The following is a 25,936-nucleotide window of genomic DNA, read 5'->3' on the forward strand; positions in this document are numbered from 1 at the left end:
TGGGTGGGGGCGGGGCGTCCGGTGGGCAGGGCGCGCGGCGGGCGGTGGCGTGCGGGAGACTGGGCGCATGCCGGAGCTGCCCGAGGTCGAGGCGCTGAGCGCCTTCCTGTCCGAGCGGCTGACCGGGCGTGTGATCGCCCGGGTGCAGCCGGTGGCGATCAGCGCGCTGAAGACGTACGACCCGCCGGTGACGGCGTTGGAGGGGCGGACGGTCGGCCCGGTGACCCGGCACGGCAAGTTCCTCGACATCGAGGCCGGCGGGCTGCACCTGGTCGTCCACCTGGCCCGGGCGGGCTGGCTGCGCTGGAAGGACAGCCTGCCCGTCGAGCCGCCGCGGCCGAGCCCGAAGAACCCGTTGGCGCTGCGGCTGCGCCTGGCGGGCGAGGCCGGGGACGGGTTCGACCTCACCGAGGCCGGCACGAAGAAGGGCCTCGCGGTCTACGTGGTGAAGGACCCGGCCGAGGTGCCGGGCGTGGCCAGGCTCGGTCCGGACCCGCTGGACCCGGACTTCACCCTGGATGCCTTCGCCGCGCTGCTGCGGGCCGACCGGCGCCGGATCAAGGGCGTGCTGCGGGACCAGACCGTACTGGCGGGGGTGGGCAACGCCTACTCGGACGAGGTGCTGCACGCGGCGCGGATGTCGCCGTACAAACTGGCGGCCGGCCTGACCGAGGAGGAGACGGCGCGGTTGTACGAGGCGCTCGGCGGCACGCTGCGCGAGGCGGTGGAGCGCTCGCACGGGCTGGCGGCGGGGGAGCTGAAGGCGGAGAAGAAGCTCGGGCTGCGGGTGCACGGCCGGACCGGCCTGCCGTGCCCGGTCTGCGGGGACACCGTGCGGGAGGTGTCCTTCGCGGACTCCTCGCTGCAGTACTGCCCGACCTGCCAGACCGGGGGCAAGCCACTGGCGGACCGGCGGATGTCGCGGCTGCTCAAGTGAGCCCGGCCTTGGTGTCCCCGGCCGGGCTCACCTCGGCCGGATGGTCGGGCGGGACGGCACGGGGCCGTCCCGCCCGGTGCCGGTTCAGCGCTTGATCGCGACGCCGCCCCAGTAGTACGCGGCCTTCGGGTCGGCCGGCGGCTCGCCGTCGGGACGCCAGGCCAGGACGGGGGCGACGCCCGGCTCGACCAGCTCCCAGCCGTCGAAGAAGCGGACCACGTCGTCGTAGGAACGCGGCACCAGGGTCATCCCGCCGGCCCGGGCGGCCTCGGCGACCTTGCCGACGGCCTCCGGGTCGAAGTCCGGGGTGGGGGTGGTGAGGGCGATGCAGCTGCCGGCGGGCAGGGCGTCGCGCAGGGCGGCGACCCGGCCCCACGGGTCGTCCTCGTCGGCGATCAGCATCAGCACGGCGATCATCAGCAGGCCGACCGGCCGGCTGAGGTCGAGGGTGGAGGTGAGCGCCGGGTCGGCGAACAGTTCCTCGGGCTTGCGCAGGTCGGCGTGGATGTAGGTGGTGCGGCTGGCCGGGCTGGAGACCATCAGCGCGCGGGCGTGGGCGAGCACGATCGGGTCGTTGTCGACGTAGACCACCCGGGTGCCGGGGCTGACGGACTCGGCGATCTCGTGGGTGTTGGGCGAGGTGGGGATGCCGGTGCCGAGGTCGAGGAACTGGCGGATGCCGTGTTCCCGGGCCAGGTGGCGGACGGCCCGGCCCTGGAAGGCACGGTTCGCCTTGGCCATCTCCTTGACGCTCGGCACGGCCTGCTCGATGGCCTGCCCCATGGCGCGGTCCGGCGGGAAGTTGGTCTTGCCGCCCAGCCAGTAGTCGTAGACGCGGGCCGAGTGCGGAGTGGTGGTGTCGACGCCGAAACGTTCCCACTGGCTCAGCTCGGCGGCGTCGTCCTGCGGACCCTGCTGGGGGAAGTCCTGACTTGTCGTCATGGCCACGTCCTCTGATGGCAGATCATCACACTGGAGAAGGCACAGCGTAGCGGTCCGGCCGGGAAGCCGGGCGCCCGGCCGGGAAGAGCGGCGGAAGAGCCCGGGGGCCGGGGTCGACGCGCGGTCGCCGTTGGGCCGGAAGAGTGGTGATCGGGTCCGTAGGAGTTGCCTCCGGGGAGCGGCGGCGTCGCTCGGGGGAAGCATTCAGAATGCTGTCAGATCGTCAGATTACTTCGCGAAGATTGCTGCTGGTCGCGGCCGGGATGTCCCTGCTGGGGACGGCCGCCGGTTGCCGGGCTCCCTGGAACGACGGGGAGGGCAGGGTCGAGGCGGGCGTGGACGAGATCGCCCTTCCGGTGATGCCGGCCGGGGCCGAGGGGGCACCCGGTGCCGCGCCGGCCGCCTCCGCCTCGGCGGCGCCCCCGGTCGCGGCATCCGCCGCTCCCTCGGCCACCGCTGCGCCGAGCGTGGTGCCCGTGCGCAAGGTGCTCACCGAGGCCGAGACCAAGCCGGTGTACGAGCTGGACGCGGCGCGGAAGGTGGTCGCGCTCACCATCGACGACGGGCCCGACCCCCGGCACACGCCCACCGTGCTGGCGCTGCTCCAGCAGTACGGGATCCGGGCGACCTTCTTCCTGATCGGCGAGAGCGCCGTCGAGCACCCGGCGCTGGTGCGGGAGATCGCGGATCACGGCCACCACATCGCCAATCACACCTGGACCCATCCGGACCTGCGGAGCCTGTCCGCCACCAAGGTGCGGGACGAACTGGTGCGCACCTCCGACCTGCTGCAGAAGACCACCGGCCGGCAGCCCACCTGGTTCCGCGCGCCGGGCGGGGACTGGTCCCCGGAGTCGCTCAAGGTGGCCGCCGACCTCGGGATGCGGAACATGGCCTGGTCGGTGGACCCGCGGGACTGGTCGCGCCCGGGTACGTCGGCGATCATCGACACCGTTCTCAAGGACGTCCGGCCCGGGTCGATCGTGCTCAACCACGACGGCGGGGGCGACCGCTCGCAGACGGTGGCGGCACTGAAGGCGTACCTGCCGGTGCTCGTCGACTCGGGGTACCTCTTCACGGCTCCGCCCAACTGAGGACATCCCTACGGGTCGCGGGTAGCGGCTTTGCCGCGTAAACCACTCGAACGGGTGGATTGGAAGAACCGTTTCTGCGGATTTTGGGCCTCTAGGGTGATATTGCACCAATGAACCAGGTACCGCCGCGTACCACCTGAAAGGCCCTCACCCATGCGTCTCCGCAACACCGTTCTCGCCGTCGCCAGCGCCGTCGCCCTCGTCTTCGCCGTCCCCACCTCGGCCAACGCCGCCGCCGGCGACTTCCTCTACAAGGTCGGCCCCGGGGTCCCCGCCGGACTGGCCGACCCGGAGAGCCGGGTGTGCCACAACCTCTTCGGCGCCACCGAGGACCACCCGGCCTTCGCGCCGGAGAACTTCACCGACTCGACGGCCACGGTGTTCCTCGACTCCGACTGCGGCGGCGACGTCTTCTACGTCATGAACCCGGGCAAGAGGCTCGGGGACCGGCTGAAGCTGCGCTCCGTCATCTTCTCCTGAGGCGGACCGCACGGGCGACGTCACGGGCGGCCCGGTGACCGGCGGTGACCGGGCGCCGGGCCGCCCGTTCGTTCGGGGCGGTCGTCCGTTCGGGGCGGTCGCGCCGGCGGTGGCGGCGTAGCGTGAGGACGGGAGGGTTTCGCTGGTCCCGCCGACGGAGGAGGAACGATGTCCGTACGGGAACTGGACGCGGAGAAGCAGGAGGCCTTCGCCGGACGCGTGCTGGACGTCCTGAACGACGCCTGCCTGGGGCTGATGACCAGCCTCGGCCACCAGAGCGGGCTCTTCGACGTGATGGCGGGTCTCGCCCCGTCCGGCAGCGAGGAGGTCGCGCGGGCCGCCGGACTGAACGAGCGCTACGTGCGCGAATGGCTGGGCGGCATGGTCGTCGCCGGCTTCGTCGAGTACGACCCGGAGCGGCGCACCTACGCGCTGCCGCCCGAGCACGCGGTGTCACTGACCCGGGCGGCCGGGCCGGACAACCTGGCGGCCATGATGCCGTTCCTGGCGATGATGGGCGAGGTCGAGCAGGAACTGCTCGGCCACTTCCGCGCCGGCGGCGGGATGCCGTACTCGGCGTACCCGCGCTTCCAGCAGCTGCAGGCCGAGGAGAGCGCCCGGGTGTACGACCTGGCGCTGGTGGACGCGATCGTGCCGCTGGTGCCCGGACTGGCCGAGCGGCTGCGGGCCGGGATCGACGTGCTGGACGTCGGTACCGGGGAGGGGCACGCCGTCACGGTGCTGGCGAAGGCCTTTCCGGCCAGCCGGGTCACCGGGATCGACATCGCCGAGAACGGCATCGCCGCCGCCCGCGCCTCGGCGGCCGAACTCGGTCTGGACAACGCCCGGTTCGAGGTGGCGGACTCGGCCGCGATCGGCGGATCGTACGACCTGGTCACGGCGTTCGACGTGATCCACGACCTCGCCCGGCCGACCCGCACGCTCGCCGCCATCGCCGGTGCGCTGCGGCCCGACGGGGTCTTCCTGATGGGCGACGTCGCCGCCAGCAGCAGGCTGGAGGAGAACGTCGAGCATCCGCTCGCCCCCGCGCTCTACACCTTCTCGACCTTCTACTGCATGACGGTCTCGCTCGGCGAGGGCGGGGAGGGGCTCGGGACGGTCTGGGGCGAGCAGACCGCCCGGCGGATGCTGACCGAGGCCGGGTTCGGACCGGTCGAGGTGGAACGGGTCGAGGGGGACATCCTGAACCTGTACTACGTGGCGCGGCCGGACGGCGCGGCGAGGGGCTGAGCGGCGGGGCGGGGTCCGCGGGACGACGGCTGAGCGGCGAGGGGCCGAGCGGCAGGGGGCGGGGTCTGCGGGGCGTCTGAGGGGCTGAGCGGCAGGGGTGGCCCGGGCCGGGCGGTCGGCGTACGTTCGAACTGTCCGGTCCGGTCGCCGGTGCCCGACGTGCACGGCCGAGCGTACGTTCGCCGAGCGCACGTTCACGGCGACGCGGCACGCCCACGGCACGCAAGGAGGGCCCGGGATGACCGGCAACGGTTACGCACACCCCGAGGCACTGGTCCGCACCGAGTGGCTGGCCCACCACCTGGACGACGGGACGATCCGGGTCGTCGAGGTGGACGAGGACACCACCGCGTACGACCGGGACCACATCCCCGGCGCGGTGGGCTGGAACTGGACCACCGACCTGCACAGCAGGGTCGGCCGCGACTACGTCGACCGCGACGGCGTCCAGCACCTGCTGCGGGCGGCCGGGGTCGAGGACGACACCACCGTGGTGCTGTACGGCGGCAACAACAACTGGTTCGCCGCGTACGCCTACTGGCTGCTGCGGCTGCGCGGCTTCGGGCCGGTGCGGCTGCTGGACGGCGGGCGCAAGAAGTGGGAGCTGGAGGGCCGCGAACTGACCCGCGAGGTGATGGACTACCAGCACACCGGCTACCGGCTGACCGGGCCCGAGCGGCCGGAGCTGCGGGCGCTGCGGGACGAGGTGCTGGCCAAGGCCGAGGTGTTCGCCAAGCCCGGGGCGGACGCCGTCCTGGTGGACGTCCGTTCGCCGGCCGAGTTCCGGGGCGAGCTGATCGCGCCGCCGCACCTGCCGCAGGAGCAGGCGCAGGTGCCCGGGCACATCCCGGGCGCGATCAACATCCCCTGGTCGCAGGCGGCCAACGACGACGGCTCGTTCCGGTCGGCGGAGGAGCTGCGGGCGCTGTACGCGGGCAAGGGCGTGGAGACGGAGCGCGAGGTGATCGCGTACTGCCGGATCGGGGAGCGGTCCGCGCACACCTGGTTCGCGCTCACCGAACTGCTCGGGTACCCGCACGTGAAGAACTACGACGGCTCGTGGACGGAGTACGGCTCGCTGGTCCGGGCGCCGGTGACGCTCGGGGCCTGAGCGGCGGGTGACACCTGCGGTCCGGGCGGGGTCGAGGGCGGGGGTTCGGTGGGGTGAGGTGACGGCGTCGCGGCGTTGCTGCGACGGCGTCATTTCGGCGCGTTTCTTTTCATGAACATCTCACAATTGGGGAGTGGAGCGGGGATCACCGGGACATGGATCGATCCGACCCATCGTTCCGGTGATCCCTGGAGGACCACGTGCGCAAGAGGCTGATCGTCTCTGCTGCCAGCGCCCTGAGCCTGTTCCTGGCCGTTCCCGCCTCGGCATCCGACTTCCAACCCGGCGCGGCCGGGGCGGGCGACTCCTACTACCCGACCTACGGCAACGGCGGATACCGCGTCTCGCACTACGACATCCGGCTGAAGTACCAGCCCGCCACCGACGAACTCGAAGGCACCACCACCATCCTGGCCACCGCCACCCAGGACCTCTCCCGGTTCAACCTCGACTTCGCGCTGAACGTCTCGGAGGTCCGGGTCAACGGGCGGCCCGCGGCCTTCACCACCAGCGGCGAGCAGGAGCTTGAGGTCACGCCCGCCCGGCCGCTCGCCAAGGGCAGCCAGGCCACCGTGGTGGTCCGCTACAAGGGCGTGCCGTCCACCGTGAAGAAGTACGGCTTCACCGCCTGGCTGCGCACACCGGACGGCGCCGTGGCGGCCGGCGAGCCGGAGTCGGCCTGGTGGTGGTTCCCGAGCAACGACCACCCGAGCGACAAGGCCACCTTCGACGTCTCGGTGCTGGTGCCCGACGGCAACCAGGTGATCAGCAACGGCACCCTGACCGGCACCTCCTCCCAGGCGGGTTGGACCCGCTACAGCTGGCGCGAGACCAAGCCCCAGGCGACGTATCTGGCCACGATCGCGGTCGGCAAGTTCGACGTCACGACGGACACCACGCCGAGCGGGCTGCCGGTCTACAACGCGTACAGCAAGGACCTCGGTGACAACGCGGACGCGGCCAGGGCGAGCGTCGAACGCACCGGCGAGCTGGTCGACTGGCTGAGCGGCTACTTCGGCGACTACCCGTTCAGCTCGGTCGGCGGCTACGTCCCCAACGTCCCGACCGGCTTCGCGCTGGAGACCCAGACCCGGGTCTTCTACAGCCCCCGGCAGTTCGCGCGCGGCGCCAACACCTCGGTGGTCGTCCACGAGCTGGCCCACCAGTGGTACGGCGACAGCGTCTCGCTCTCGCGCTGGAGCGACATCTGGCTGAACGAGGGCTTCGCCCGGTACTCGCAGTTCCTCTGGTCGGAGCACGAGAACGAGGGCACCGCGCAGGAGCTGGCCGACTACGTCTACGCCTCGCATCCGGCCGGCGACCCGTTCTGGACCGTCAAGCCGGGCGACCCGGGCCCCGACGACCAGTTCTCCGGTGCCGTGTACGACCGGGGCGCGGTGGCCGTCCAGGCGCTGCGCAACGCCGTCGGGGACGAGAAGTTCTTCCGGATCCTCAAGGGCTGGCCCACCGAGCGCCGCTACGGCAACGCCACCATCCCGGAGTTCCAGGCGTACGCGGAGAAGGTCTCCGGGACGGATCTCGGCGACCTCTTCCGGACCTGGCTGTTCACTGCCGCGAAGCCCGCGACCGGGCCCGTCCCGGCGGCGGCCGCTGCCTCCGCGGCCGCCTCGTTGGCGCCGGGCGCGGGCACGGCGGACGGGCAGCTGCCGGCGGAGCCGAAGTCCTGGAAGAAGATCCAGGAGACCAACTCCCTGCACGACGCGGGGCACTGACGCCCGGCCGTGCGATGAGGCGTGGTGTGGCCACGTGAGGTGAGGTGACGGGCGTGGCCCGGGCGGCCGTTCGCGCGAGAACGGGCGGTCGGGCCACGCCGCTCCGGAGCCGTCCGCCGCCGGCAGCTGGGTGAGGCGGCGGACGGCGAAGGGTATGAGCTCCCGGACCGTCAGTTCACGGACGGGCTGCGGCGTTCGAGCAGGTCGACGTCGCGCCGGCGGGCGTCCGGTCGTCCCGGGTGGCGTCGCCGGGGGCGGGAGTCATCGCGGGTCCGCCTTGGTGAGGGCCCGGGCCTCCTGCTCGGGGGTGAAGCCGTGGCCGAGCGGCGGTTCGCCGCGGCCGCGGTCCCAGGCGAGCACGTCGGCGACGGTGACGGCGAGCGGGGTCGCGGGCAGCCCGGCGGCGCGGGCCCGGGCCGGGTCGCGCTGCTGGCCGGGCCAGAGCGGCTCCGCCCGGACCAGCGGGAAGAACGGCCCGGGGGCCGTCTCCGGCGGCACCGGGACGATGTCCGCCTCGGTGCCCGCGACTTCGGCGCAGGTGGCGATCAGCCCGCCCAGGGTGGTCGGCTCGGCCGGGCCCACGGCGTGGAACGCCCCCGGCCGGTCGTCCCGGAGCAGCCGGAGCACCAGTCGGGCGAGGTCGCGCACGTCGACCAGCTGGACCGGCTGCTCCGGGCGGCCGGGCAGCGCGATCCGCCCGCCGCGCGCCGCCCGGCGCGCCCAGTAGGTGAGTCCGCGGTGCTCGTCGTGCGGCCCGGCCACCTTGCCGGGCCGCACGATGGTCGCCCGGCCGCCGTAGCGGGCGGTGACGCGCTCCTCGCAGGCGACCTTGAGCCGACCGTAGGTCTCCGCGGTGAGGTGCTCGGCGTCGAGCAGCGGGGCCCGGAGCGGCGCGGACTCGTCCGAGCCGGGGGCGAGGCCTGCGCGCCGGTACACCGCGTGGCTGGAGACGTAGAGGTAGCGGCCGACCCGGTCGCCGAGGGTGGCCACGGCCTGGTCGACCTGGCGCGGGCGGTAGCCGCTGACGTCCACCACGGCGTCCCACCGGCCGTCGCCCAGGGCGTCGAGGTCGCCGGTGTCGCGGTCGCCGATCAGGTGGCGGGCGGTGGGGAAGAGGCCGGGGTTGGTCCGGCCGCGGTTGAACAGGCTGACCTCGGCGCCGCTGTGCAGGGCGTCGTCGACGATCGCGCGACCGACGAAGGAGGTACCGCCGAGGACGAGGATCCGCATGGCGACAGGCTAGGGCCCGGTGTCGACCGGATCGCGCGGGTTCGGTCGGTCAGCGGGTCCGGTCGGTGGGTGCCGGGTGGTCCGCGGACCGGTCGGTGAGCCCGGGGTAGTCGGTGAGGCCGGTGGCCGTCTGGCCGTAGAGGTGGGTGTGGTCGACGGGGGTGAGCGGGGCGTGGGCGGCGAACCGTTCCGGCAGGTCGGGGTTGGCGATGAACGCGCGGCCGTAGGAGACCAGGTCGGCGAGTCCGGCGGCGAGTACCGCCTCGCCGCGTTCGCGGTCGGTGGCGGCACGGTTCTCGCCGACGTTGCCGATCAGCGGGCCGGACCAGCGGGGGCGCAGGTCGGCCAGGGCCGGGTAGTCGTCGTTGTCGGTGAGGTGGAGGTAGGCCAGGCCGAGGCCGTCGAGTTCGGCGAGCAGCGCCCGGTAGACCGGTGCCGGGTCGGTCTCGACCATGCCGAACTGCGGGTTGCCGGGCGACAGCCGCAGGCCGAGGCGGTGGGGGCCGATGGCGTCGGCGACGGCGGTGACCAGTTCGATCGGGAAGCGCAGGCGGTCGGTGAGCGTGCGGGGTCCGTACTCGTCGGTGCGCAGGTTGGTGTTGTCGGCCAGGAACTGGTGGATCAGGTAGGAGTTGGCGCCGTGCAGTTCGACGGCGTCGAAGCCGGCGGCGAGCGCGTTGCGGGCGGCGTCGACGTGGTCGGTGATCGCCTGACGGATCTCCTCGCGGGTCAACTCGCGCGGGGTGACGGCCTCGGCCTTGCCGCCGTCCCTGACGTGCACCGGGCCCGGCGCCATGACGGCGGACGGGCCGGCCGGCAGGTCGCCCAGCAGCCGGTTGAGCGGGTGGCCCTGGCGGCCGCCGTGCATCAGCTGGGCGACGATCCGCCCGCCGGCCGCGTGCACGGCCTCGGTGACCGCGCGCCAGCCGGCCACGTGCGCGGGCGTCTCCAGGCCCGGCAGGTGCCAGCCGGACTGGCCGCGGCTGCTGGGCCAGATGCCCTCCGTGACGATCAGGCCGGCGCTCGCGCGCTGGGCGTAGTACTCGGCGACGACGGGCAGCGGCGTACCGTCCTCGGCTGCCCGGTACCGCGTCATCGGGGCCATGACGAGGCGGTTGGGGAGGTCGAGCGAGCCGAGGCGGTACGGGCTGAGCAGGGATTCCGTGGTGGTGGTCATGCCGGAACGGTAGAACCTGACACCGGTGTCAGGTTCAAGCGTCGGCGGCCTCCCCGGCGGTGGCCGCGGCCGGGGTCGGGGCGGGGGCCGCGTTCGCGGCCGGGTTCGGGGTGGGCCGTGCGGTCGTGGTGCCGCCCGATCCGGTGGCGCTCGCTTCGGTGAGGATCAACTCCTCCATGCCGTGGAGGAATTGTTCCATCGCGGGGCGCGGGAGCACGGAGGGGTTCGCCGTCATCGCGAGGCTCAGCGCATCGGCGGACTGGAGGGCGTCCAGGGCGTAGGTCAGGCCGGGACGCGGCTCGAACTCCACCGGCCAGGTGAGGGTGGTCCGGTCGGGGTCGGGGTCGGGGTCGGAGGTGGCGGGGAGCAGTTCGCGGGTGTCGTTGAAGACGCAGGAGCGGTCGCCGAGTTCGACGCCGTCGGCGGTCAACCGCCCGATCTCGCCGGCCAGGGCGAGCTTGTCGTAGTAGGCGTGCCGGTAGGTGCCGATCGCGGCGGCGTGGGTGCGGCGCACGAGCTCGCCGAACTCGCCGGTGGCGTCCGGGAGATGGAACAGGCCGTCACCCGCGACCACGCTCACCGCGTTGGTCAGCTCGGGCAGGAAGCGGTTGTTGACGACCACGTTCAGTACGGCCTCGGTCCGCCCGGCGAGCTCGGCGGTCATTGCGGCGGCCGCGGCGAGCAGGACGGAGGAGGTGCTGACCCGGTGGGCCGCCGCCACCTGTTCGACCGCCCGGGGCAGGGCGGGTGAGCGGAGCACCGCGTTCGGGAACGGGGCCGGGCCTTCGGTGGCGGGGGCTTCCGGGGTCGGTGGGAACAGCCGGGGCGGGCCCAGCCGCAGCTTGCGGACGAACTGCTTGCGGGCGGCGGTGTCGCGCCGGATGCCCCGCTCCGAACGCTGGAACTCGGCTTCCTCCAGCGGCTGTCGGGCGGGCTCGCGCAGCTCTGCCAGCCGCTCGGGCGAGTGGCCGAGGCTGAGTGCGGTGAGGTCGGCGACCAGTCGGCTCATCCCGGAGCCGTCGACCGCCGTGTGGGAGAGCACCAGGCTGAGGTACCGGGCCGGCCCGTCCGCCGTCACCACGCCGACCCGGATCGGCCACTGCGCGGCGGTGTCGAAGGGGCGCGCCGCAAGCTCCTCGTGCAGTCGGGCGCCGAGCTGTGCCGGGTCCTCGCCCTCGGCGGCGGACTGCACCTCGACGCCCAACGTGCCTGTTGGGTCGACGACTTGGCGCAGGGTGCCGTCCTCGCCGGGGAGCAGTCGGGTGTGCAGCGAGTCGTGCAGGCGCAGCAGCTGCTCCAGTGCGCCGAGGACGACGGGCAGCGGCAGCCCCGGGTCCAGCGGCGCGGCGGTGGTGATGTTGTAGCGCGGCGCGTCGGCGGGGGTCAGGCGGCGTACGGCGTCCCAGATGGCCTGTTGGCCCCAGGTGGCCGGGCCGGATCCGGACCGGCCGGACGAGAGGACGATCTCCAGCAGTTGACGAGTACTCACCGTGAGGCTCTCCGTTGGGCGGTGGTCGTGACGTCGGTGCCGGTGCGTTGGGAGCGCGGGTGCTGCTGGGGAGAGTGTGGCGCACCGCCCGCCGTGCGTCGAGGGTCCGGTCGGTCGGGGAGGGGGGTTCCATGGTTGTCTTGATGTGAAGTATCTTGATGTCGAGATTGATGTCGATCACGCAACGGGGGCCTGCCATGCGGGGGAACGGACTGATGGCGCAGCTGCGGAAGCCTCCGGGCGGCCGGGACGCGCGCATCATGCTGCTGGCGCAGTGCGTCGACCGGACCGGGACCGGGGTGTGGGCAGCGGCCTCGGTGCTCTACTTCACCTACGTTTGCGGGATGGACGCCCGGCAGCTCGGCCTGCTGCTGGGGGTGGGCGCGGTGGCGGGGATCGCCGGATCGCCGCTGGCCGGGCGGGCCGCCGAGCGGGTGCCGGTGCGGTGGCTGCTGATCGGGTGCCACCTGCTGCGGCTGGGGACGATGGGCCTGCTGCTGGTGGTCGACGACTTCGGCGCGCTGCTCCCCGTGGTCGCCCTGACCTGCCTGGCCGAGCGGGCCGCCAAGACCCTGGAGATGCTGTTCGCCACCCGGGTCGCGGGCGAGCGGCGCGCCACGTACCAGGCGCTGTTCCGCAGCGTGGCCAACGCCGGGTACGCGCTCGGCGCGGGCGTCGCGGCGATCGGCCTCGCGGTGGGCACCACGGCTGCCTACCGCGCGCTGATCCTGGCCAACGGGCTCTCCTTCGTCCTGGCCGCCGTCCTGGTCTGGCGCACCCGGGAGCCGGCCGGGCGCGGCCTGGTCGCGGCGGACTCCGGGGCGGAGCCGGCCGCGGTCCCGTCCGTCGCGCCGAGCCCCTGGCGCGACCGCGGCTACCTGCTGTTCGTCCTGCTGGACATGCCGCTGAACCTGGACGACTCGATCCTCAACGTCGGCCTGCCGCTCTGGCTCGTCCACCACACCGGTGCGCTGCACGCCGTCGTCCCGGTCTTCCTGGTCCTCAACACGGTGCTCGTGGTGCTGCTGCAACTGCGCGTCTCGGCGCTGGCGGAAGGCCCGCGCGGGGCGGCCGCGGCGGTGGGCTGGTACGGGGCGACGCTGTTCGGCAGCTGCCTGCTGATCGTGCTCGCCACCGGCGGCGGGCCCTGGACCGCCTCGATCGCGTTGCTGGCCGCGGCGATGCTGGTCACCCTGGCGGAGCTGATGCGGTCGGTGAGCTCCTGGGAGCTGGCGGTCGTGCTGGCGCCGCCGGGGGCCCAGGCCTCCTATCTCGGGGTGGCCGGGATGTCCCAGTCGGTGCAGAAGTCGGTGGGCCCGCTGCTGCTGACCGGCGTGGTGATGGCGGCCGGCCCGGTCGGCTGGCTGGGCCTCGGCGCCGCGACCGTCGGCCTCGGCGCGCTCCAGCGCCGGGCCAGCCTGCGCCGGCTGGCGGCGCCGGCCGGACCGGCGGCGTCCCGCGGGGCTTCTGCGGCCGCTGCCCCTGCGGGCGAGCCGTCGAAGCGGGCCGGGGCCGGGGTCGGCTGAGCTGGCGGGCGCCGCGCGGCGGTCAGCGGGCGGCGGCGGTGACCGGGCGGGTGCGGAGGGTCCAGGCTGCGGCGGGGGCGGTGCAGAGCGCTGCGAGGAGGAGGGCGCCGGCGGTCACGACTCCGACCGGGCGCCAGGGCAGCGGCCAGCCGGCGGGGACGCCGAGCACCGTCAACGCGGCGTGCATGGTGGCGAGTTGGGTGGCGGCCACGGCGCAGCCGAGTGCCGCGCCGACCGCCACGACCAGCACCGATTCGGTGGTCACCAGGCGCACCACCTGGGCCCGGGTGGCGCCCGCCAGCCGGAGCAGGGCGAGTTCGCGGCGGCGGTCCGCCGTCGTGGTGAGGAGCGTGTTGGCGAGCGCGATCCCGGTGTAGACGAGCGCCAGGCCGAGGACCAGGACGGTCCGCAGCCGGACGATCCGGCCGGTCGGGGGTGCGGTGACGGCGAGCCAGTCGGCCCGGGCGAGCACCGTCGCTCCGTACGGCCGGGCGGCGGCGCGGGCGTCGGCGAGGGCGGCCGTGCGGTCGGTGCCGGGGGCCAGCCGGAGCTCGATCCGGTCCACGCGGGCGCCGGGGGCGTTGGCGGCGGTGACGTACAGGCCGTTGTCGCCGAGGCCGTCGCGCAGCACCGCGGCGACCCGCAGGGACGTCCGGCTGCCGTCGGCCCGGACCACCGGCACCTGCTCGCCGACCGTACGGCCCCACTCGGCGGGCAGCACCAGGGAGTCGTCGGCGAGGGCAGCGGGGGTGCCGGCGAGCAGGGGGAGCCGGGCGAGTGCCGTCAGGCCGGCCGGGTCGGCGGCGCGGGCCTCGGTGCGGACCGTGACGCCGTCCGGCTCGACGAGGGCCAGCGGAGTGGGCGCCGTCGCGGAGGCGGCCGCCACGCCCGGGACGGCGCGCAGGGCCGTCACCAGGCCCGTCGCCGGGCGGGCGGGGACGGCGGCCAGGGTGGGGACGGCGACCAGATCGGCGGCGGTGCGGGCGTCGGCCTCGGCGGCGCGGGCGGCGCCGACGGTGTCCAGCGCACCCGCCAGCGAGCCGGTCAGCGCCACCGCCACCAGCACCGGCGCCGCCACGGCACCCGTCCGGCGCAACGCGGAGCCGGCGTTGGCGCGCACCAGCCGGCCCGCGTACCCGGTGATCCGGGCGGGCAGCAGCCGGCCGAGCACCCGGATCAGCGGCGGCGCGAGCAGCGGCGACAGCAGGCCGCACGCGCAGATCAGCCACATCGGCTGGGTGGTGTAGGTCTTGCGGTGCAGCAGGTCGGCCGGGTCGGTGGCGAGGGCGGTGCCGGCCAGCGCCGCCGCGGTGAGCAACAGGCCGATGCCGAGCACCAGGCGGCCGGGGGTCAGCACTCCGGCGTCGAGGTCGGCGGCGCTCAGCGCGTCCAGCGGGCCGACCCGGCCCGCCCGCCGGGCGGCCACCGCGACCCCGCCGAGGGCGACCAGCAGGCCGGTCCAGAACGCGGCGTGCAGCGGCCAGGCGGACCCGCTCGGGGCGAAGCCCGGCGGGGCCATGCCGACCTCGGCCAGCCACCGCAGCAGCGCCGGCGCGCCCAGTCGGCCGAGCCCGCAGCCGGCGGCGGACGCGGCGGCGCCGAGCAGCAGTGCCTCGGCGAGCACCGTCCGGCGGACCTGCGCGCGGGTGGCGCCGGCCACCCGGAGCAGACCGAGCTCACGGCGGCGCCGGACCACGGCGTAGGAGTAGGTGGAGGCGACCACGAACGCCGAGACGAAGGCGCTCACCCCGCCGGCGGTGCCCAGCACGGCGACCAGCGAGACCAACTCCCCGCCGCCGGAGGGTGCGTCGACCGCGGCGGCGAGGCCGAGCAGCATCACGGCGGTCATCGCGACGCCGAGTGCGAGGGCGAGGAAGGCGCCGAGCAGGGAGGGCCAGCGCGTGGTCAGTGAGGTCAGCGCGATCCGCAGCATTCTCATGGCGTCCAGCGAACCGGTCGGGGCGCACGCGGTCAGCGGGCCAGGACCTACTCCGGACGGTAGGGGAGGCCCTACCCGTACGGCACGGCCCTGGGACGGCCCCGGGGGCGTCCTGGGGCGTCCCGGGGTGGAAGGTAGGCCAGGCCCTACCGACGGGGCGCCGGCGCACTGCCTAGGGTGGGCGGCGGGCACGCGGCAGGTGCGCGGCAGGTGCGGGTGGGTCGCCCGGGACTGGAGGGGCACGGTGGGCGGGGGCACGGCGGTCGGGACGGTCGCGGGGCGCGGGCGGGGCGTGGGAGACGGGCAGGGCGCGGGGAGCGTCTGGGGGCCGGTGGCCCGCGCGGGCTTCGTGCGCTCCGCCGCCCCCTGGCGGGCAGCCGGGTACCTGCTGGCCACCGGGGTGAGCGGGCTGCTGCTCTGCGTCGGGCTGCTGCTGTCGGGGCTGGTCGCCGGAGTCCTGGCAGTGCTGCTGGTCGGACTGCCCCTGGCGGCGGCGCTGGCCCTGGCCGGGTTGCCGGTCGCGGCCTGGGAGCGCCGGCTGGTCCGCTTCCTGGACGGCGGGCGCGTCCCGGATCCGCACCTCGTCCCCGAACGCCCCGGCCTGGCGGCGTGGTTGCGGCTGCGCTACCGCGAGCAGGCGACCTGGCGGGATCTGGGCTTCACCCTGCTCGCCGCGTTCGTCCTGTGGCCGGTCGACCTGGCGGTGGTCGGCTGCGTGCTCGCCGTGCCCGGCTACCTGATCGCCGCGCTGCCGCTGCTCCTGCTGGACGGTGAGCAGGTGAACGTGCTCAAGGTGGCCGAGGTGCACTCGCCACCGCTGGCCGCCCTGCTCGGGCTGGCCGGACTGCTGCTGCTCCCGTTGGTCGCCTACCCGCTGGCGGTGGTGGCCGCAGCCCGGGCGGCGCTGGTCCGGCTGGTGCTGGCACCGGGTGCGCAGGAGCAGCGGATCGGCGAACTGGTGCGTTCCCGGGCCCGGTTGGTGGACGCCTTCGAGGCGGAGCGGCGCCGGATCGAGCGCGACCTGCACGACGGCGCCCAACAGCGGCTGGTGGCCCTGACGATGGTGCTCGGGCTGGCCCGGCTGGACGCGCCGGCGGACGGCCCGCTGGCCGGGCGGCTGGCCGAGGCCCAGCGGGAGGCGGGCGAAGTACTCGCCGAACTACGGGAGTTGATCAACGGCATCCATCCGCAGGTGCTCGCCGACCACGGCCTCCCGGAGGCCTGCGCGGACGCCGCGGACCGCTCGCCGATCCCCGTCACCACCCGCTTCGACCTGCCCGGACGGCTCCCGGCACCGGTCGAGTCGGCCGGCTACTTCGCCGTCACCGAGGCGCTCGCCAACCTCGCCAAGCACAGCGGCGCGAGCACCGCGACGGTCGAGGGGCGGTACGTCGGCGGGCGGCTGACGGTCGAGGTCCGGGACGACGGCTGCGGCGGCGCCGACCCGGAGCGCGGAACCGGACTGACCGGGCTGGCCGACCGCATCGCCGTCGTGGACGGCACACTGACGGTCAGTAGTCCGCCCGGCGGACCGACCCTGGTGCGGGTGGAGATCCCCTGCGCCCCGACCGACCGAGGAGCGGCGCGAGGATGAGCGGATCGACGGCGGTGGGCCCGGAGGGCACGGTTGAGGGCCTGCGGGTGGTGGTCGCCGAGGACGGCGTGCTGCTGCGCGAGGGGCTGGTCGGTCTGCTGGCGCGGTTCGGGCACCGGGTGGTCGCGGCCGTCGGCGACGCCGGGGCGCTGGTCGCGGCCGTCGGGGAGCACCGGCCGGACCTCGTCGTCACGGACGTCCGGATGCCGCCCGGCCAGACCGACGAGGGCCTGCGGGCGGCCCTGGAGCTGCGCGAGCGGATCCCGGGGCTGCCGGTCCTGGTGCTCAGTCAGTACGTCCAGCGCGCTTACGCGGCACGGCTGTTGGACGCCGGGGACGGCCGCGGCGTCGGCTACCTGCTGAAGGACCGGATCGGGCAGATCGAGGAGTTCGTGGCGGCGGTCGCCGCGGTGGCCGGCGGCGGCACGGTGGTGGACCCGGAGGTGGTGCGGCAACTGCTGCGCCGCCGCCGGGACCCGCTGGAACGGCTCACCCCGCGCGAGCGCGAGGTGCTGGCGCTGATGGCGGAGGGCCGGTCGAACGCGGCGATCTGCCGGGAGCTGGTGGTGTCGGAGGCGGCGGTGAGCAAGCACATCGGCAACATCCTGCTGAAGCTGGACCTGCCGCCGGCCGAGGAGACGCACCGCCGGGTGCTGGCCGTGCTGGAGTTCCTCCGGGCGTGACGCCTGCGGGACCCCGGCGGGACCCCGGCGGGACCTCGGCGGGACCTCGACGCGTTCCCGGCGGCGCCGGGGGCCGCACGCAGCTGCGAGGGTGTCCGGCGAATTGTCCTGGCAGCTGCCCGGCGCCACGCCGAAGGCTGTGACCTGCGGTTTTCCCCGACTACGGTGGAGGTGCGCGACCGGAGCCCGTGAACAGCACGACGACCCGAGATCGAGGTACCCGTCATGAGTCTGAGCATCCGCAACCAGCTGTCCGGCACGGTCACGTCCGTGGCCGAGGGCGAGGTCATGGCCACCGTCAAGCTCCGGCTGGACGGCGGCCGCGACCTCACCGCGGCGGTCACCCGGGACGCGGTCAAGGACCTCGGCCTGCACGAGGGCAGCCGGGTGCGGGCCCTGGTGAAGTCCACCGAGGTCGCCCTGGCCACCGGCCCCGTCGAGGGCCTGAGCATCCGTAACCAGCTCCCCGGCACCGTCTCCGCCGTCACGAGCGGAGCCGCGATGGCCGGCGTGAAGGTCGCCGTGGACGGCGGCGAGCTGACCGCGGCCATCACCGCCGACGCCTGCGCCGATCTCGCCCTGGCGCAGGGCAGCGCCGTCGTGGCCCTGATCAAGTCGACCGAGGTCTCGCTCGCCACCGTCTGAGCCCGGGCACGCCGCGGCCCGTGCGGGGGTGACACTGCCGGACTGCCCGCCGGGGTGGACGCCCCGGCGGGTTACCGCTGCGATGAAGGCGGCGCGGCGCGGTGCCGTCGCTGCTGTGGCCGACGGCGCCGTGGCCGGCGGCGCTCAGACAAGGGCAGCGAGCGATTCCAGCCCCTTGAGGCTGTCGGTCGTCACACGGGTGATGCCGGCCTGTCGGGCGAGTGAGAGGGCACGGGTCCAGCTGTCCCGGGCCGCCACCGGATTCCCGAAGTGAGCGTGGACCCTGGCAGTCTGCTCAAGGGCATCGGCCATGCCGGCGTGGGCCTCGATGCTCTCGGCGATGGCGAGCGCCTCCTCCAGAGCCACCAGGGCTTCCCGTTGCTGCCCGAGGGCTCGCAGCGTGTCGCCCAGTCTGAGGAGGGCGGCGGCGATCGGCCCGGGCAGATTGTCCCGGCGGAACTCCTGGAGCACCCGGCGGTAGATCGGCTCCGCCTCCTCGTGGGCCCCGCTCTTCACGTACAGGCCTGCCAGGTTGTAGAGCGCGAGCATGCTGTCCCGGCCCTCGGCCTGCCGGTGCAGCTCGTTGGCCCGGTGTGCGGCCTCGAAGGCTTCTTCGAGGCGCCCGAGTTCGTTGAGGAGCAGCGACTTGTTGCTCAGGACGGCGGCGAGTCCGCGCTTGTCGCCGTCGGCGGTGTAGAGGTCTTGAGCGGCGTTCAGGTGCCTGAGGCACTGGTCGTGCCGTCCGGCCTGGCGGTGGGTGACCGCCAGCGTGCCGTGGAGGTCGGCCACGGTCTTCCGGTCCGTGCAGGAGGGTGCGACGGAGAGGGCGTCGTCGACGATGGCGTGCCAGTGGCCGTCCCACCAGTAGCTGTTCCCGTAGCCGTGGAGTCTGATCGCGATGCCGACGGCACGGTGTGGATTGCCGGTGGCGATGGAACGCCGGACGACCTCGCGGATGGCGGGCATCTCGCGGCGCAGCCATTCCAGTGCGTGCTCGGCGGACCGGATGTCGGGCAGCGGCGCGGAAGCGGCCGGTGCTTCGTCCTCGTCGCAGTAGGGCCAGCAGAGTGCGCCGATCCGGTGGACGGCGGCGGCGTACCACGTGAGGAGACGGTCGGTCGCAGCGGTACGGGTGTGCTCGGTCTCGTGGGTGTGCGCGAGTTCTGCGGCGTAGGTGGCGACGAGGTCGTGGAAGCCGAAGGCCTGTTCGGACGGGGACTGGAGGATCTGCGCGTCCACGAGGACGTCGAGCAGCTCGAAGGCGACATCGAGGGGCTCGCCGAGGAGGGCCGCGGCGGCTTCGAGGGACAGGGGGTGGCCGGGCCACGTTCCCAGAAGGCGGAAGGCGCCCGCTGCGCCGGCCTCGCCGGCCCTGTTGCTGTCCAGGAGCGCCTGGTAGCTCGTCGAGAAGACGGTGCGCACCGTGGTGTCGTGTACGGCCAGTACGTCGAGTCGGCGGGAGGATTCGGCCAGCCGGTCCGCGAGGGCGCTGAGCGGCCAGTTGGGCCGGTTGGCGATCCGGGCGGCAGCCAGGTGCAGCGCCAGCGGAAGGCCTCCGCAGGCAGCGATGATGCGTCCGGCCGCGTCGGGCTCGGCGGCCATGCGGTCCTGGCTGCAGACGGCCGTCAGTAGATCCCGGCTCTCGGGGCCGAGCGGCTCCAGGGGGATGTGAACGCCGTCGATGCGGCCGGCCAGAGCCCGACGGCTGGTGATGATCACACCGGACTGTCCGGAACCGGGGAGGAGCGGGGCGATCTGGGCGCCGTCGCGGGCGTTGTCGAGCACCAGGAGCATACGGCGCTCGGCGAGGGTGGCACGGAACAGGGCGGCCCGGTCGTCGGGGCATTCGGGCAGGTCCCGGTTGTCGATGCCGAGGTCGGTCAGGAACCGGGCGAGCAGTTCGTGGGGCTCACGCGCGGGAACGGCGGAGAAGCCGTTGAGGTCGGCGTAGAGGCCGCCGTCGGAGTAGTGGCAGCGCAGGGCGTGGGCTGCGTGCAGGGCGAGGGCGGTCTTCCCGACGCCCCCCATGCCCGAGATGAGCACGGCTGGAACGAGCCCGTCGGCGTCGGCTGAGCCTGCTCCGTGTGGCCTGGCCAGGGTGGAGGTGAGCAGTCCGAGCTCGTGTCGGCGGCCGACGAAGGTGGCGACGGGGCGGGGGAGCTGGGACAGCGCTCGGGCGGGCGTGTTCCCGGCAGCGGGCCGATGGGTGGCGTGGTCGGCAGCCAGGATGACTTGGTGGGCCTCCTGTACGGACCGCCCCGGATCGAGGCCGAGCTCCTCGGCGAGGGCAGCGCGCAGCCTCCGGTGGACCTCCACGGCCGCGGCGGTGCGGCCGCTGCCGTGCAGGGCCAGCATGAGTTGGGCGTGGAAGGCCTCGCGCAGCGGGTGTTCGGCGGCCAGGGCGGTCAGGTCGGCCACCAGGTCGCGGTGGCGGCCGGTGGCCAGCCCGGCGGCGAACAGCCCTTCCAGCAGGTTCAGGCGCGTCTCGCGGAGCCGGGCCGCCTCGGGCGACTCGGCGAGTGCGGGGAACTCGGCGAACGGCTCGCCGCCCCAGGCCGCGAGGGCCGCTTCGGCTTCCGTGGTGACGGACGGCCAGTCCTGGCGGGCGTGGTGCGCGCGGACCCGTTTCGCCGCCGCGGTCAGCGCCACGGTGTCGAGCTCTCCGTCTTCGAGCACCAGCCGGTAGCCGGCACTCGTCGAGACCAGCCGGGCACCGTAGGGGCCGAGCCCCTTCCTGAGATTGTTCACGTGATTGTGGAGCGAGGACACCGCGGTGCGGGGAGGGTGTCCCTCCCACAGCAGCTCCACGAGACGGTCGGTCCGTACGGTCTCGCCCCCGGCGGCGAGGAGAAGGGCCAGCAGGTGGCGCACCTTCGGGCCTCTCACGCTCCGCGGGGTGCCGTCCACTTCGATGCTCAAGAGGCCTAGCAGCCCGAAGCGAATCCCCACGTCAGCCCCCCGGGCAGGTCTTTCCTCAGTTTCTGTGATCAGAACATTAGTCAACTATGACGCCCCGGCGAAACGATCACAGGGTGGCGATCAGCGGTCCGGAGGACGGCCGCTGACAACGCGGGTCCCGTCCGGGAAGCGAGGCCGGCCGAGCGCCGCCGAGCGCCGCCGAGCGCGAGCAGGGCAGCGAGCCGCCCGCCCGGATCCGTCTCCGTACCATCACTCATCAAGGAGTTCGATGCCCAAGCACAAGTCCGCCCGCATGCTGTCCCGTTCGGCTGTCGCAGGGATCGTTCCGATGGCGATCGGTGTAGCCCTCCTGGCCACGACCCCCGCTGCGGCTGACACGGTCGTGTCGCCCGGCGAACCGGTCACGTCCACCGGGTCCCTCGGCAACTGGGCGGCGCCCGGTGGCACCGTGACACGACAGCAGGTGATCAACCGTGCTCAGGACTGGGTCGACCAGAAGGTGCCGTACAGCGCCAACGGGCTCAGCTCCCCCTACGGCTGGTGGGCCGACGACGCGACGGGCGGTCGGTACCGCGAGGACTGCTCGGGGTTCATCTCCATGGCCTGGCAGCTCACCAGCAGCCTGACGACGGACAGCCTGCCGGGCGTGTCCGCCGGGATCACCAAGTCCGAACTCCAGCCCGGTGACGCCCTGAATGACATATCCGACGGACACGTGGTGCTGTTCGCCGGATGGACGGACCAGTCCGCGGGGACGTTCAAGTACTACGCCGAGCACCGTCGGGGCGTGCCGACCTCGTTGGAACAGGCCAATGTCTACAGCGGCTCGATCGACGGCCACCCTGCCGCCAACTATCAGTCGCTCAGGTACAAGAAGATCAGCGGTTCCGCCACCAGCGTGATGCGGGTGGACACGGTGTCCGGGGGGAACGTCTTCGACAATCAGCGCAATCCTGACGGTTCGTGGGACGGTGCCGCACTGTTGGACGGCAGTGGTGCTGTGACCCAGGTGGCCACGGCGGCGCTCGCTGACGGCACGTTCCATGTGCAGACGCTGGCGGGCGGGAAGGTGTTCGACAACCAGCGGAACCGGGACGGTTCCTGGACGGGTGCGGCGCTGTTGGACGGTAGTGGCAGTGTGACGGCGATCGCGTCCACGGCTCTGCCGGACGGGACCATGCACGTGCAGACCGTGGCTGACGGGAAGGTGTTCGACAACCAGCGCAACACCAACGGTTCCTGGACGGGCGCCGCGCTGCTGGACGGCAACGGGAGCATCACCGCCGTGTCGGCTGCCGGGCTGGCGGACGGGACCATGCACGTGCAGACGCTGGCGTCCGGGAAGGTGTTCGACAACCAGCGCAACCCGGACGGCTCCTGGAACGGCGCTGCGCTGCTGGACGGGAACGGCAACATCACCGCCGTGTCGGCTGCCGGTCTCGCGGACGGGACCATGCACGTCCAGACGCTGGCGTCCGGGAAGGTGTTCGACAACCAGCGCAATCGGGACGGCTCCTGGAACGGCGCTGCGCTGCTGGACGGCAACGGGAGCATCACCGCCGTGTCGGCTGCCGGGCTGGCGGACGGGACCATGCACGTCCAGACGCTGGCGTCCGGGAAGGTGTTCGACAACCAGCGCAATCGGGACGGCTCCTGGAACGGCGCCGCGCTGCTGGACGGCAACGGCAACATCACCGCCGTCTCCGCCGCCGGATCCGTCGCATGAACGACGGTGGCAGGTGGCGGGTGACCGGAACGCCGCCACAGAGCGGCTCCCGGCCGGAAACGTCCACCCGCCACCGGTACTGAGCTCTTCCACTCCTTGACGATCGGCCGGCCGGCCACGGGGCGACCGGCCGATCGTCGCCATGCCCAGAAAGCGAAATCGACTGTGCTGAACCGTTCGCACTCTCTGCGCGCGAAGGCGCTGCTGACCTTCGGCATCGCCGCGGTGATGACCACCACGGCAGTCGGGGCGGCCGCTGCCGCATCCGGCGACGGGCCCACGAAGTCGGTGTCCTACCAGGGACATCGGTTCCAGGTGCCCCGCGACTGGCCCGTCGTCAACCTCGACGAGAACCCCTCCGATTGTGTGCGGTTCGACCGTCACGCGGTCTACCTGGGCGTCCCCGGGACGGCCCAGAACTGCCCGAGTCACCTCACCGGTCGGACCGAGGCTCTGCTGATCGAACCGCAGGCCGCGGCCGACACCGCCGCAGCCGCCACGGACAACCCTTCGGCTGGTGAACTCGACGCGACCGCACCGGGTATCAAGGTCACCGCCACCTATGCCACCGACCGCGCCCTGGTGCAGGACATCCTGCAGCGGGCGGGGCTGCTCTCGGCCGGAACGGGCAAGGCCCGGAGCCTCGCCGCCGCGCCGGCGGCCGCCCCCCACCTCGCTGCGGCAGCTCTCCCGAGCACGACCACCGACTACACCGGCTACGGGTTCGAAGCGTGTTCCGCACCGAGTTCGAGCGCGATGAACGCCTGGGTCAACGCCTCTCCCTATCGGGCGGTGGGCATCTACATCGGGGGCGGCCGGTCCTGTGCCCAGCCGAACCTGACGGCCGGCTGGGTCCAGCAACAGGCCTCCGCAGGCTGGCACTTCATGCCGATCTATGCGGGCGCCCAGGCCGGAAGCATCAGCAACCCGAGCAGCCAGGGAACGGCGGCGGCGGATGACGCCATCAGCCAGGCCGCCGCACTCGGGTTCGGCCCCGGCTCGACGCTCTACGACGACATGGAGAACTACGACTCCTCCCGTTACAGCGCTACCGTCCTGAGCTACCTCTCGGCCTGGACCAAGGAACTCCACGCGCGCGGCTATCTCTCCGGCGTGTACTCCAGCGCCTCCTCCGGCATCGCCGACCTCGCGAAGCACGCCACCGAATACACCATGCCGGACGTGATCTGGACCGCCAGGTGGAACGGGAACCCCACCACCGACGAGCCGGCGGTCCCCTCATCGCTCTGGGCCGGCCACCAGCGGATCCACCAGTTCAGGGGCGACGTCACGGAGACCTACGGCGGCGTGTCGATAAGCATCGACTCCGACTTCCTCGATGTCGCGGTCTCACCCGGCCTGAAGCCCACCAGCGTGATGCGGGTGGACACGGTGTCCGGGGGGAACGTCTTCGACAATCAGCGCAATCCTGACGGTTCGTGGGACGGTGCCGCGCTGTTGGACGGCAATGGTGCTGTGACCCAGGTGGCCACGGCGGCGCTCGCTGACGGCACGTTCCATGTGCAGACGCTGGCGGGCGGGAAGGTGTTCGACAACCAGCGGAACCGGGACGGTTCCTGGACGGGTGCGGCGCTGTTGGACGGCAGTGGCAGTGTGACGGCGATCGCGTCCACGGCTCTGGCGGACGGGACCATGCACGTGCAGACCGTGGCTGACGGCAAGGTGTTCGACAACCAGCGCAACACCAACGGTTCCTGGACGGGCGCCGCGCTGCTGGACGGCAACGGGAGCATCACCGCCGTGTCAGCTGCCGGGCTGGCGGACGGGACCATGCACGTCCAGACCGTGGCTGACGGCAAGGTGTTCGACAACCAGCGCAACACCAACGGTTCCTGGACGGGCGCCGCGCTGCTGGACGGCAACGGCAACATCACCGCCGTGTCGGCTGCCGGGCTGGCGGACGGGACCATGCACGTCCAGACGCTGGCGTCCGGGAAGGTGTTCGACAACCAGCGCAACCGGGACGGCTCCTGGAACGGCGCCGCGCTGCTGGACGGCAACGGCAACATCACCGCCGTGTCGGCTGCCGGGCTGGCGGACGGGACCATGCACGTGCAGACCCTGGCGTCCGGGAAGGTGTTCGACAACCAGCGCAACCGGGACGGCTCCTGGAACGGCGCCGCGCTGCTGGACGGCAACGGCAACATCACCGCCGTCTCCGCCGCCGGATCCGTCGCATGAACCGAGTGACCCCATATCGGAACCGGGCCGTGCGGCTTTCACGTGGGATCCGCATCATCCTCATCGGCCTCACCGCGACATCCGTCCCCTTCTTCCAGACCGTGGCAGCGGACACGGCGTGGGCAGCGTCGGCCAGTACCTGGGCGAAGGTCGCGGCCTGCGAGAGCGGAAACAACTGGAGCATCGTCCACTCGGCCGGAGGTGACACCTTCTACGGCGGCCTCCAGTTCACGGCAAGCACGTGGAACGCCTATGGCGGACAGCAGTACGCGACCTTCGCCAACCAGGCCACCATGCAACAACAGATCGTCATCGGGGAAAAGGTGCTGGCAGGTCAGGGCCCGGGAGCCTGGCCCAGCTGCGGGCGCTCGAACGGCCTCGGCAGCGACAAGGCCGATCCCTACCCGGTGCGGGTGGACACGGTGTCCGCGGGGAACGTCTACGACAACCAGCGCCGGACGACCGGTACATGGGACGGTGCCGGCCTGCTGGACGGCAACGGCTCCGTGACCCAGGTCGCCACGGCGGCGCTCACCGACGGCACGTTCCACGTGCAGACGCTGGCCGGCGGGAAGGTGTTCGACAACCAGCGCAACACCAACGGTTCCTGGACGGGTGCCGCGCTGTTGGACGGCGGTGGCAGCGTGACCGCCGTCTCGGTCGCCGGGCTGGCGGACGGGACCATGCACGTGCAGACGCTGGCGGGTGGGATGGTGTTCGACAACCAGCGCAACCGGGACGGTTCCTGGACGGGTGCGGCGCTCTTGGACGGTAGTGGCGGTGTGACGGCGATCGCGTCCACGGCTCTGCCGGACGGGACCATGCACGTGCAGACTCTGGTGGACGGGAAGGTGTTCGACAACCAGCGCAACCGGGACGGCTCCTGGAACGGCACCGCCCTGCTGGACGGGAACGGCAACATCACCGCCGTCTCGGCTGCCGGGCTCGCGGACGGGACCATGCACGTGCAGACCGTGGCCGGCGGGAAGGTGTTCGACAACCAGCGCAACCGGGACGGTTCCTGGACGGGTGCCGCGCTGCTGGACGGCAACGGGAGCATCACCGGTGTCTCGTCCGCCGGACTTGCCGACGGGACCATGCACGTGCAGACCCTGACGTCCGGGAAGGTGTTCGACAACCAGCGCAACACCAACGGCTCCTGGACGGGTGCGGCGCTGTTGGACGGTAACGGCAACATCACCGCCGTCTCCGCCGCTGCCGTGCAACGCTGATCACTGCCGTTGCCGGGCCTCCCGCA

At 73.1% G+C, this 25,936-nt stretch carries 19 protein-coding genes; 13 read left to right on the forward strand and 6 right to left on the reverse strand.

What is annotated here, in order from left to right:
- Positions 1-67: 67 nt before the first annotated feature.
- Complete coding sequence (locus tag ABTY56_RS19360; RefSeq protein WP_350630140.1) at positions 68-937, forward strand: Fpg/Nei family DNA glycosylase; 870 nt, start codon at positions 68-70, stop codon at positions 935-937.
- A gap of 84 nt (positions 938-1,021) precedes the next feature.
- Here the strand turns inward: ABTY56_RS19360 and ABTY56_RS19365 are convergent, their stop codons facing one another.
- A complete protein-coding gene (locus ABTY56_RS19365) occupies positions 1,022-1,879 on the reverse strand; it encodes an SAM-dependent methyltransferase (protein WP_350630141.1) in 858 nt (285 codons plus the stop codon).
- A gap of 209 nt (positions 1,880-2,088) precedes the next feature.
- Here ABTY56_RS19365 and ABTY56_RS19370 point away from each other — a divergent pair, with 209 nt between their 5' ends.
- The 5 genes from ABTY56_RS19370 to ABTY56_RS19390 all read left to right on the forward strand — a co-directional run bounded on the left by ABTY56_RS19370 (position 2,089) and on the right by ABTY56_RS19390 (position 7,548).
- On the forward strand, positions 2,089-2,973 hold the full coding sequence (locus tag ABTY56_RS19370; protein WP_350630142.1) for a polysaccharide deacetylase family protein: 885 nt from the start codon (positions 2,089-2,091) through the stop codon (positions 2,971-2,973).
- Between the two features lie 153 nt (positions 2,974-3,126).
- Positions 3,127-3,453, forward strand: a complete 327-nt coding sequence (locus ABTY56_RS19375; RefSeq protein ID WP_350630143.1) for a hypothetical protein — start codon at positions 3,127-3,129, stop codon at positions 3,451-3,453.
- Positions 3,454-3,621: 168 nt separating this feature from the next.
- Positions 3,622-4,704 carry a class I SAM-dependent methyltransferase gene (locus ABTY56_RS19380; RefSeq protein ID WP_350630144.1) on the forward strand — a complete coding sequence of 361 codons (1,083 nt, stop codon included), beginning with the start codon at positions 3,622-3,624 and terminating at the stop codon, positions 4,702-4,704.
- Positions 4,705-4,942: 238 nt separating this feature from the next.
- A complete protein-coding gene (locus ABTY56_RS19385; protein WP_350630145.1) occupies positions 4,943-5,815 on the forward strand; it encodes a sulfurtransferase in 873 nt (290 codons plus the stop codon).
- A 200-nt stretch (positions 5,816-6,015) separates the two neighbouring features.
- Positions 6,016-7,548 carry a M1 family metallopeptidase gene (locus ABTY56_RS19390; protein WP_350630146.1) on the forward strand — a complete coding sequence of 511 codons (1,533 nt, stop codon included), beginning with the start codon at positions 6,016-6,018 and terminating at the stop codon, positions 7,546-7,548.
- 261 nt (positions 7,549-7,809) lie between these two features.
- On the opposite strand, the gene ABTY56_RS19395 is transcribed toward ABTY56_RS19390, so the two are convergent.
- Genes ABTY56_RS19395 through ABTY56_RS19405 form a run of 3 tightly spaced genes read right to left on the reverse strand, consistent with a single transcriptional unit; the run spans position 7,810 to position 11,444 of the window.
- Positions 7,810-8,778, reverse strand: a complete 969-nt coding sequence (locus ABTY56_RS19395) for an NAD-dependent epimerase/dehydratase family protein (protein WP_350630147.1) — start codon at positions 8,776-8,778, stop codon at positions 7,810-7,812.
- A gap of 49 nt (positions 8,779-8,827) precedes the next feature.
- The gene (locus ABTY56_RS19400) at positions 8,828-9,955 is read right to left on the reverse strand and encodes an alkene reductase (RefSeq protein ID WP_350630148.1); all 1,128 of its coding nucleotides are present in this window, start codon (positions 9,953-9,955) and stop codon (positions 8,828-8,830) included.
- 34 nt (positions 9,956-9,989) lie between these two features.
- Positions 9,990-11,444, reverse strand: a complete 1,455-nt coding sequence (locus ABTY56_RS19405; RefSeq protein ID WP_350630149.1) for a condensation domain-containing protein — start codon at positions 11,442-11,444, stop codon at positions 9,990-9,992.
- A gap of 215 nt (positions 11,445-11,659) precedes the next feature.
- Between ABTY56_RS19405 and ABTY56_RS19410 the strand changes: the two genes are divergently transcribed.
- Entirely contained in the window at positions 11,660-12,970 is a 1,311-nt protein-coding gene (locus ABTY56_RS19410; RefSeq protein WP_350630150.1) for an MFS transporter, read from the forward strand.
- A 22-nt stretch (positions 12,971-12,992) separates the two neighbouring features.
- On the opposite strand, the gene ABTY56_RS19415 is transcribed toward ABTY56_RS19410, so the two are convergent.
- Positions 12,993-14,909, reverse strand: a complete 1,917-nt coding sequence (locus ABTY56_RS19415) for an FtsX-like permease family protein (RefSeq protein WP_350630151.1) — start codon at positions 14,907-14,909, stop codon at positions 12,993-12,995.
- A 292-nt stretch (positions 14,910-15,201) separates the two neighbouring features.
- On the opposite strand from ABTY56_RS19415, the gene ABTY56_RS19420 reads away from it, so the two are divergent.
- From ABTY56_RS19420 to ABTY56_RS19430, 3 genes are all read left to right on the forward strand, one after another.
- Positions 15,202-16,503, forward strand: coding sequence for a sensor histidine kinase (locus ABTY56_RS19420; RefSeq protein WP_350630152.1), 1,302 nt, complete (start codon positions 15,202-15,204; stop codon positions 16,501-16,503).
- Between the two features lie 50 nt (positions 16,504-16,553).
- Positions 16,554-17,186 (forward strand): response regulator, encoded by a 633-nt coding sequence (locus tag ABTY56_RS19425; protein WP_350630202.1) that lies wholly within the window; start codon positions 16,554-16,556, stop codon positions 17,184-17,186.
- A 225-nt stretch (positions 17,187-17,411) separates the two neighbouring features.
- Positions 17,412-17,831: a TOBE domain-containing protein gene (locus tag ABTY56_RS19430; protein WP_350630153.1), complete on the forward strand. Its 420-nt coding sequence runs from the start codon at positions 17,412-17,414 to the stop codon at positions 17,829-17,831.
- Between the two features lie 144 nt (positions 17,832-17,975).
- On the opposite strand, the gene ABTY56_RS19435 is transcribed toward ABTY56_RS19430, so the two are convergent.
- Positions 17,976-20,750, reverse strand: coding sequence for an AfsR/SARP family transcriptional regulator (locus ABTY56_RS19435; RefSeq protein ID WP_350630154.1), 2,775 nt, complete (start codon positions 20,748-20,750; stop codon positions 17,976-17,978).
- Between the two features lie 328 nt (positions 20,751-21,078).
- On the opposite strand from ABTY56_RS19435, the gene ABTY56_RS19440 reads away from it, so the two are divergent.
- The 3 genes from ABTY56_RS19440 to ABTY56_RS19450 all read left to right on the forward strand — a co-directional run bounded on the left by ABTY56_RS19440 (position 21,079) and on the right by ABTY56_RS19450 (position 25,910).
- Positions 21,079-22,476: a hypothetical protein gene (locus ABTY56_RS19440; RefSeq protein WP_350630155.1), complete on the forward strand. Its 1,398-nt coding sequence runs from the start codon at positions 21,079-21,081 to the stop codon at positions 22,474-22,476.
- Positions 22,477-22,641: 165 nt separating this feature from the next.
- Positions 22,642-24,678: a glycoside hydrolase domain-containing protein gene (locus ABTY56_RS19445; protein WP_350630156.1), complete on the forward strand. Its 2,037-nt coding sequence runs from the start codon at positions 22,642-22,644 to the stop codon at positions 24,676-24,678.
- Positions 24,679-24,707: 29 nt separating this feature from the next.
- Positions 24,708-25,910 (forward strand): transglycosylase family protein, encoded by a 1,203-nt coding sequence (locus ABTY56_RS19450; protein ID WP_350630157.1) that lies wholly within the window; start codon positions 24,708-24,710, stop codon positions 25,908-25,910.
- Positions 25,911-25,936: the final 26 nt, after the last annotated feature.

It is taken from the genome of Kitasatospora sp. NPDC097691 (genome assembly GCF_040302665.1).
In the GTDB taxonomy this organism is placed as follows: domain Bacteria; phylum Actinomycetota; class Actinomycetes; order Streptomycetales; family Streptomycetaceae; genus Kitasatospora.

What these genes read in the sequence shown, in the direction of transcription:
- ABTY56_RS19375 (WP_350630143.1), top strand. Translation starts at nt 3,127, where the DNA reads ATGCGTCTCCGCAACACCGTTCTCGCCGTCGCCAGCGCCGTCGCCCTC.
- ABTY56_RS19365 (WP_350630141.1), bottom strand. Translation starts at nt 1,879, where the DNA reads ATGACGACAAGTCAGGACTTCCCCCAGCAGGGTCCGCAGGACGACGCC.
- ABTY56_RS19430 (WP_350630153.1), top strand. Translation starts at nt 17,412, where the DNA reads ATGAGTCTGAGCATCCGCAACCAGCTGTCCGGCACGGTCACGTCCGTG.
- ABTY56_RS19395 (WP_350630147.1), bottom strand. Translation starts at nt 8,778, where the DNA reads ATGCGGATCCTCGTCCTCGGCGGTACCTCCTTCGTCGGTCGCGCGATC.
- ABTY56_RS19360 (WP_350630140.1), top strand. Translation starts at nt 68, where the DNA reads ATGCCGGAGCTGCCCGAGGTCGAGGCGCTGAGCGCCTTCCTGTCCGAG.
- ABTY56_RS19385 (WP_350630145.1), top strand. Translation starts at nt 4,943, where the DNA reads ATGACCGGCAACGGTTACGCACACCCCGAGGCACTGGTCCGCACCGAG.
- ABTY56_RS19440 (WP_350630155.1), top strand. Translation starts at nt 21,079, where the DNA reads ATGGCGATCGGTGTAGCCCTCCTGGCCACGACCCCCGCTGCGGCTGAC.
- ABTY56_RS19370 (WP_350630142.1), top strand. Translation starts at nt 2,089, where the DNA reads ATGCTGTCAGATCGTCAGATTACTTCGCGAAGATTGCTGCTGGTCGCG.
- ABTY56_RS19415 (WP_350630151.1), bottom strand. Translation starts at nt 14,909, where the DNA reads ATGAGAATGCTGCGGATCGCGCTGACCTCACTGACCACGCGCTGGCCC.
- ABTY56_RS19400 (WP_350630148.1), bottom strand. Translation starts at nt 9,955, where the DNA reads ATGACCACCACCACGGAATCCCTGCTCAGCCCGTACCGCCTCGGCTCG.
- ABTY56_RS19410 (WP_350630150.1), top strand. Translation starts at nt 11,660, where the DNA reads ATGGCGCAGCTGCGGAAGCCTCCGGGCGGCCGGGACGCGCGCATCATG.
- ABTY56_RS19380 (WP_350630144.1), top strand. Translation starts at nt 3,622, where the DNA reads ATGTCCGTACGGGAACTGGACGCGGAGAAGCAGGAGGCCTTCGCCGGA.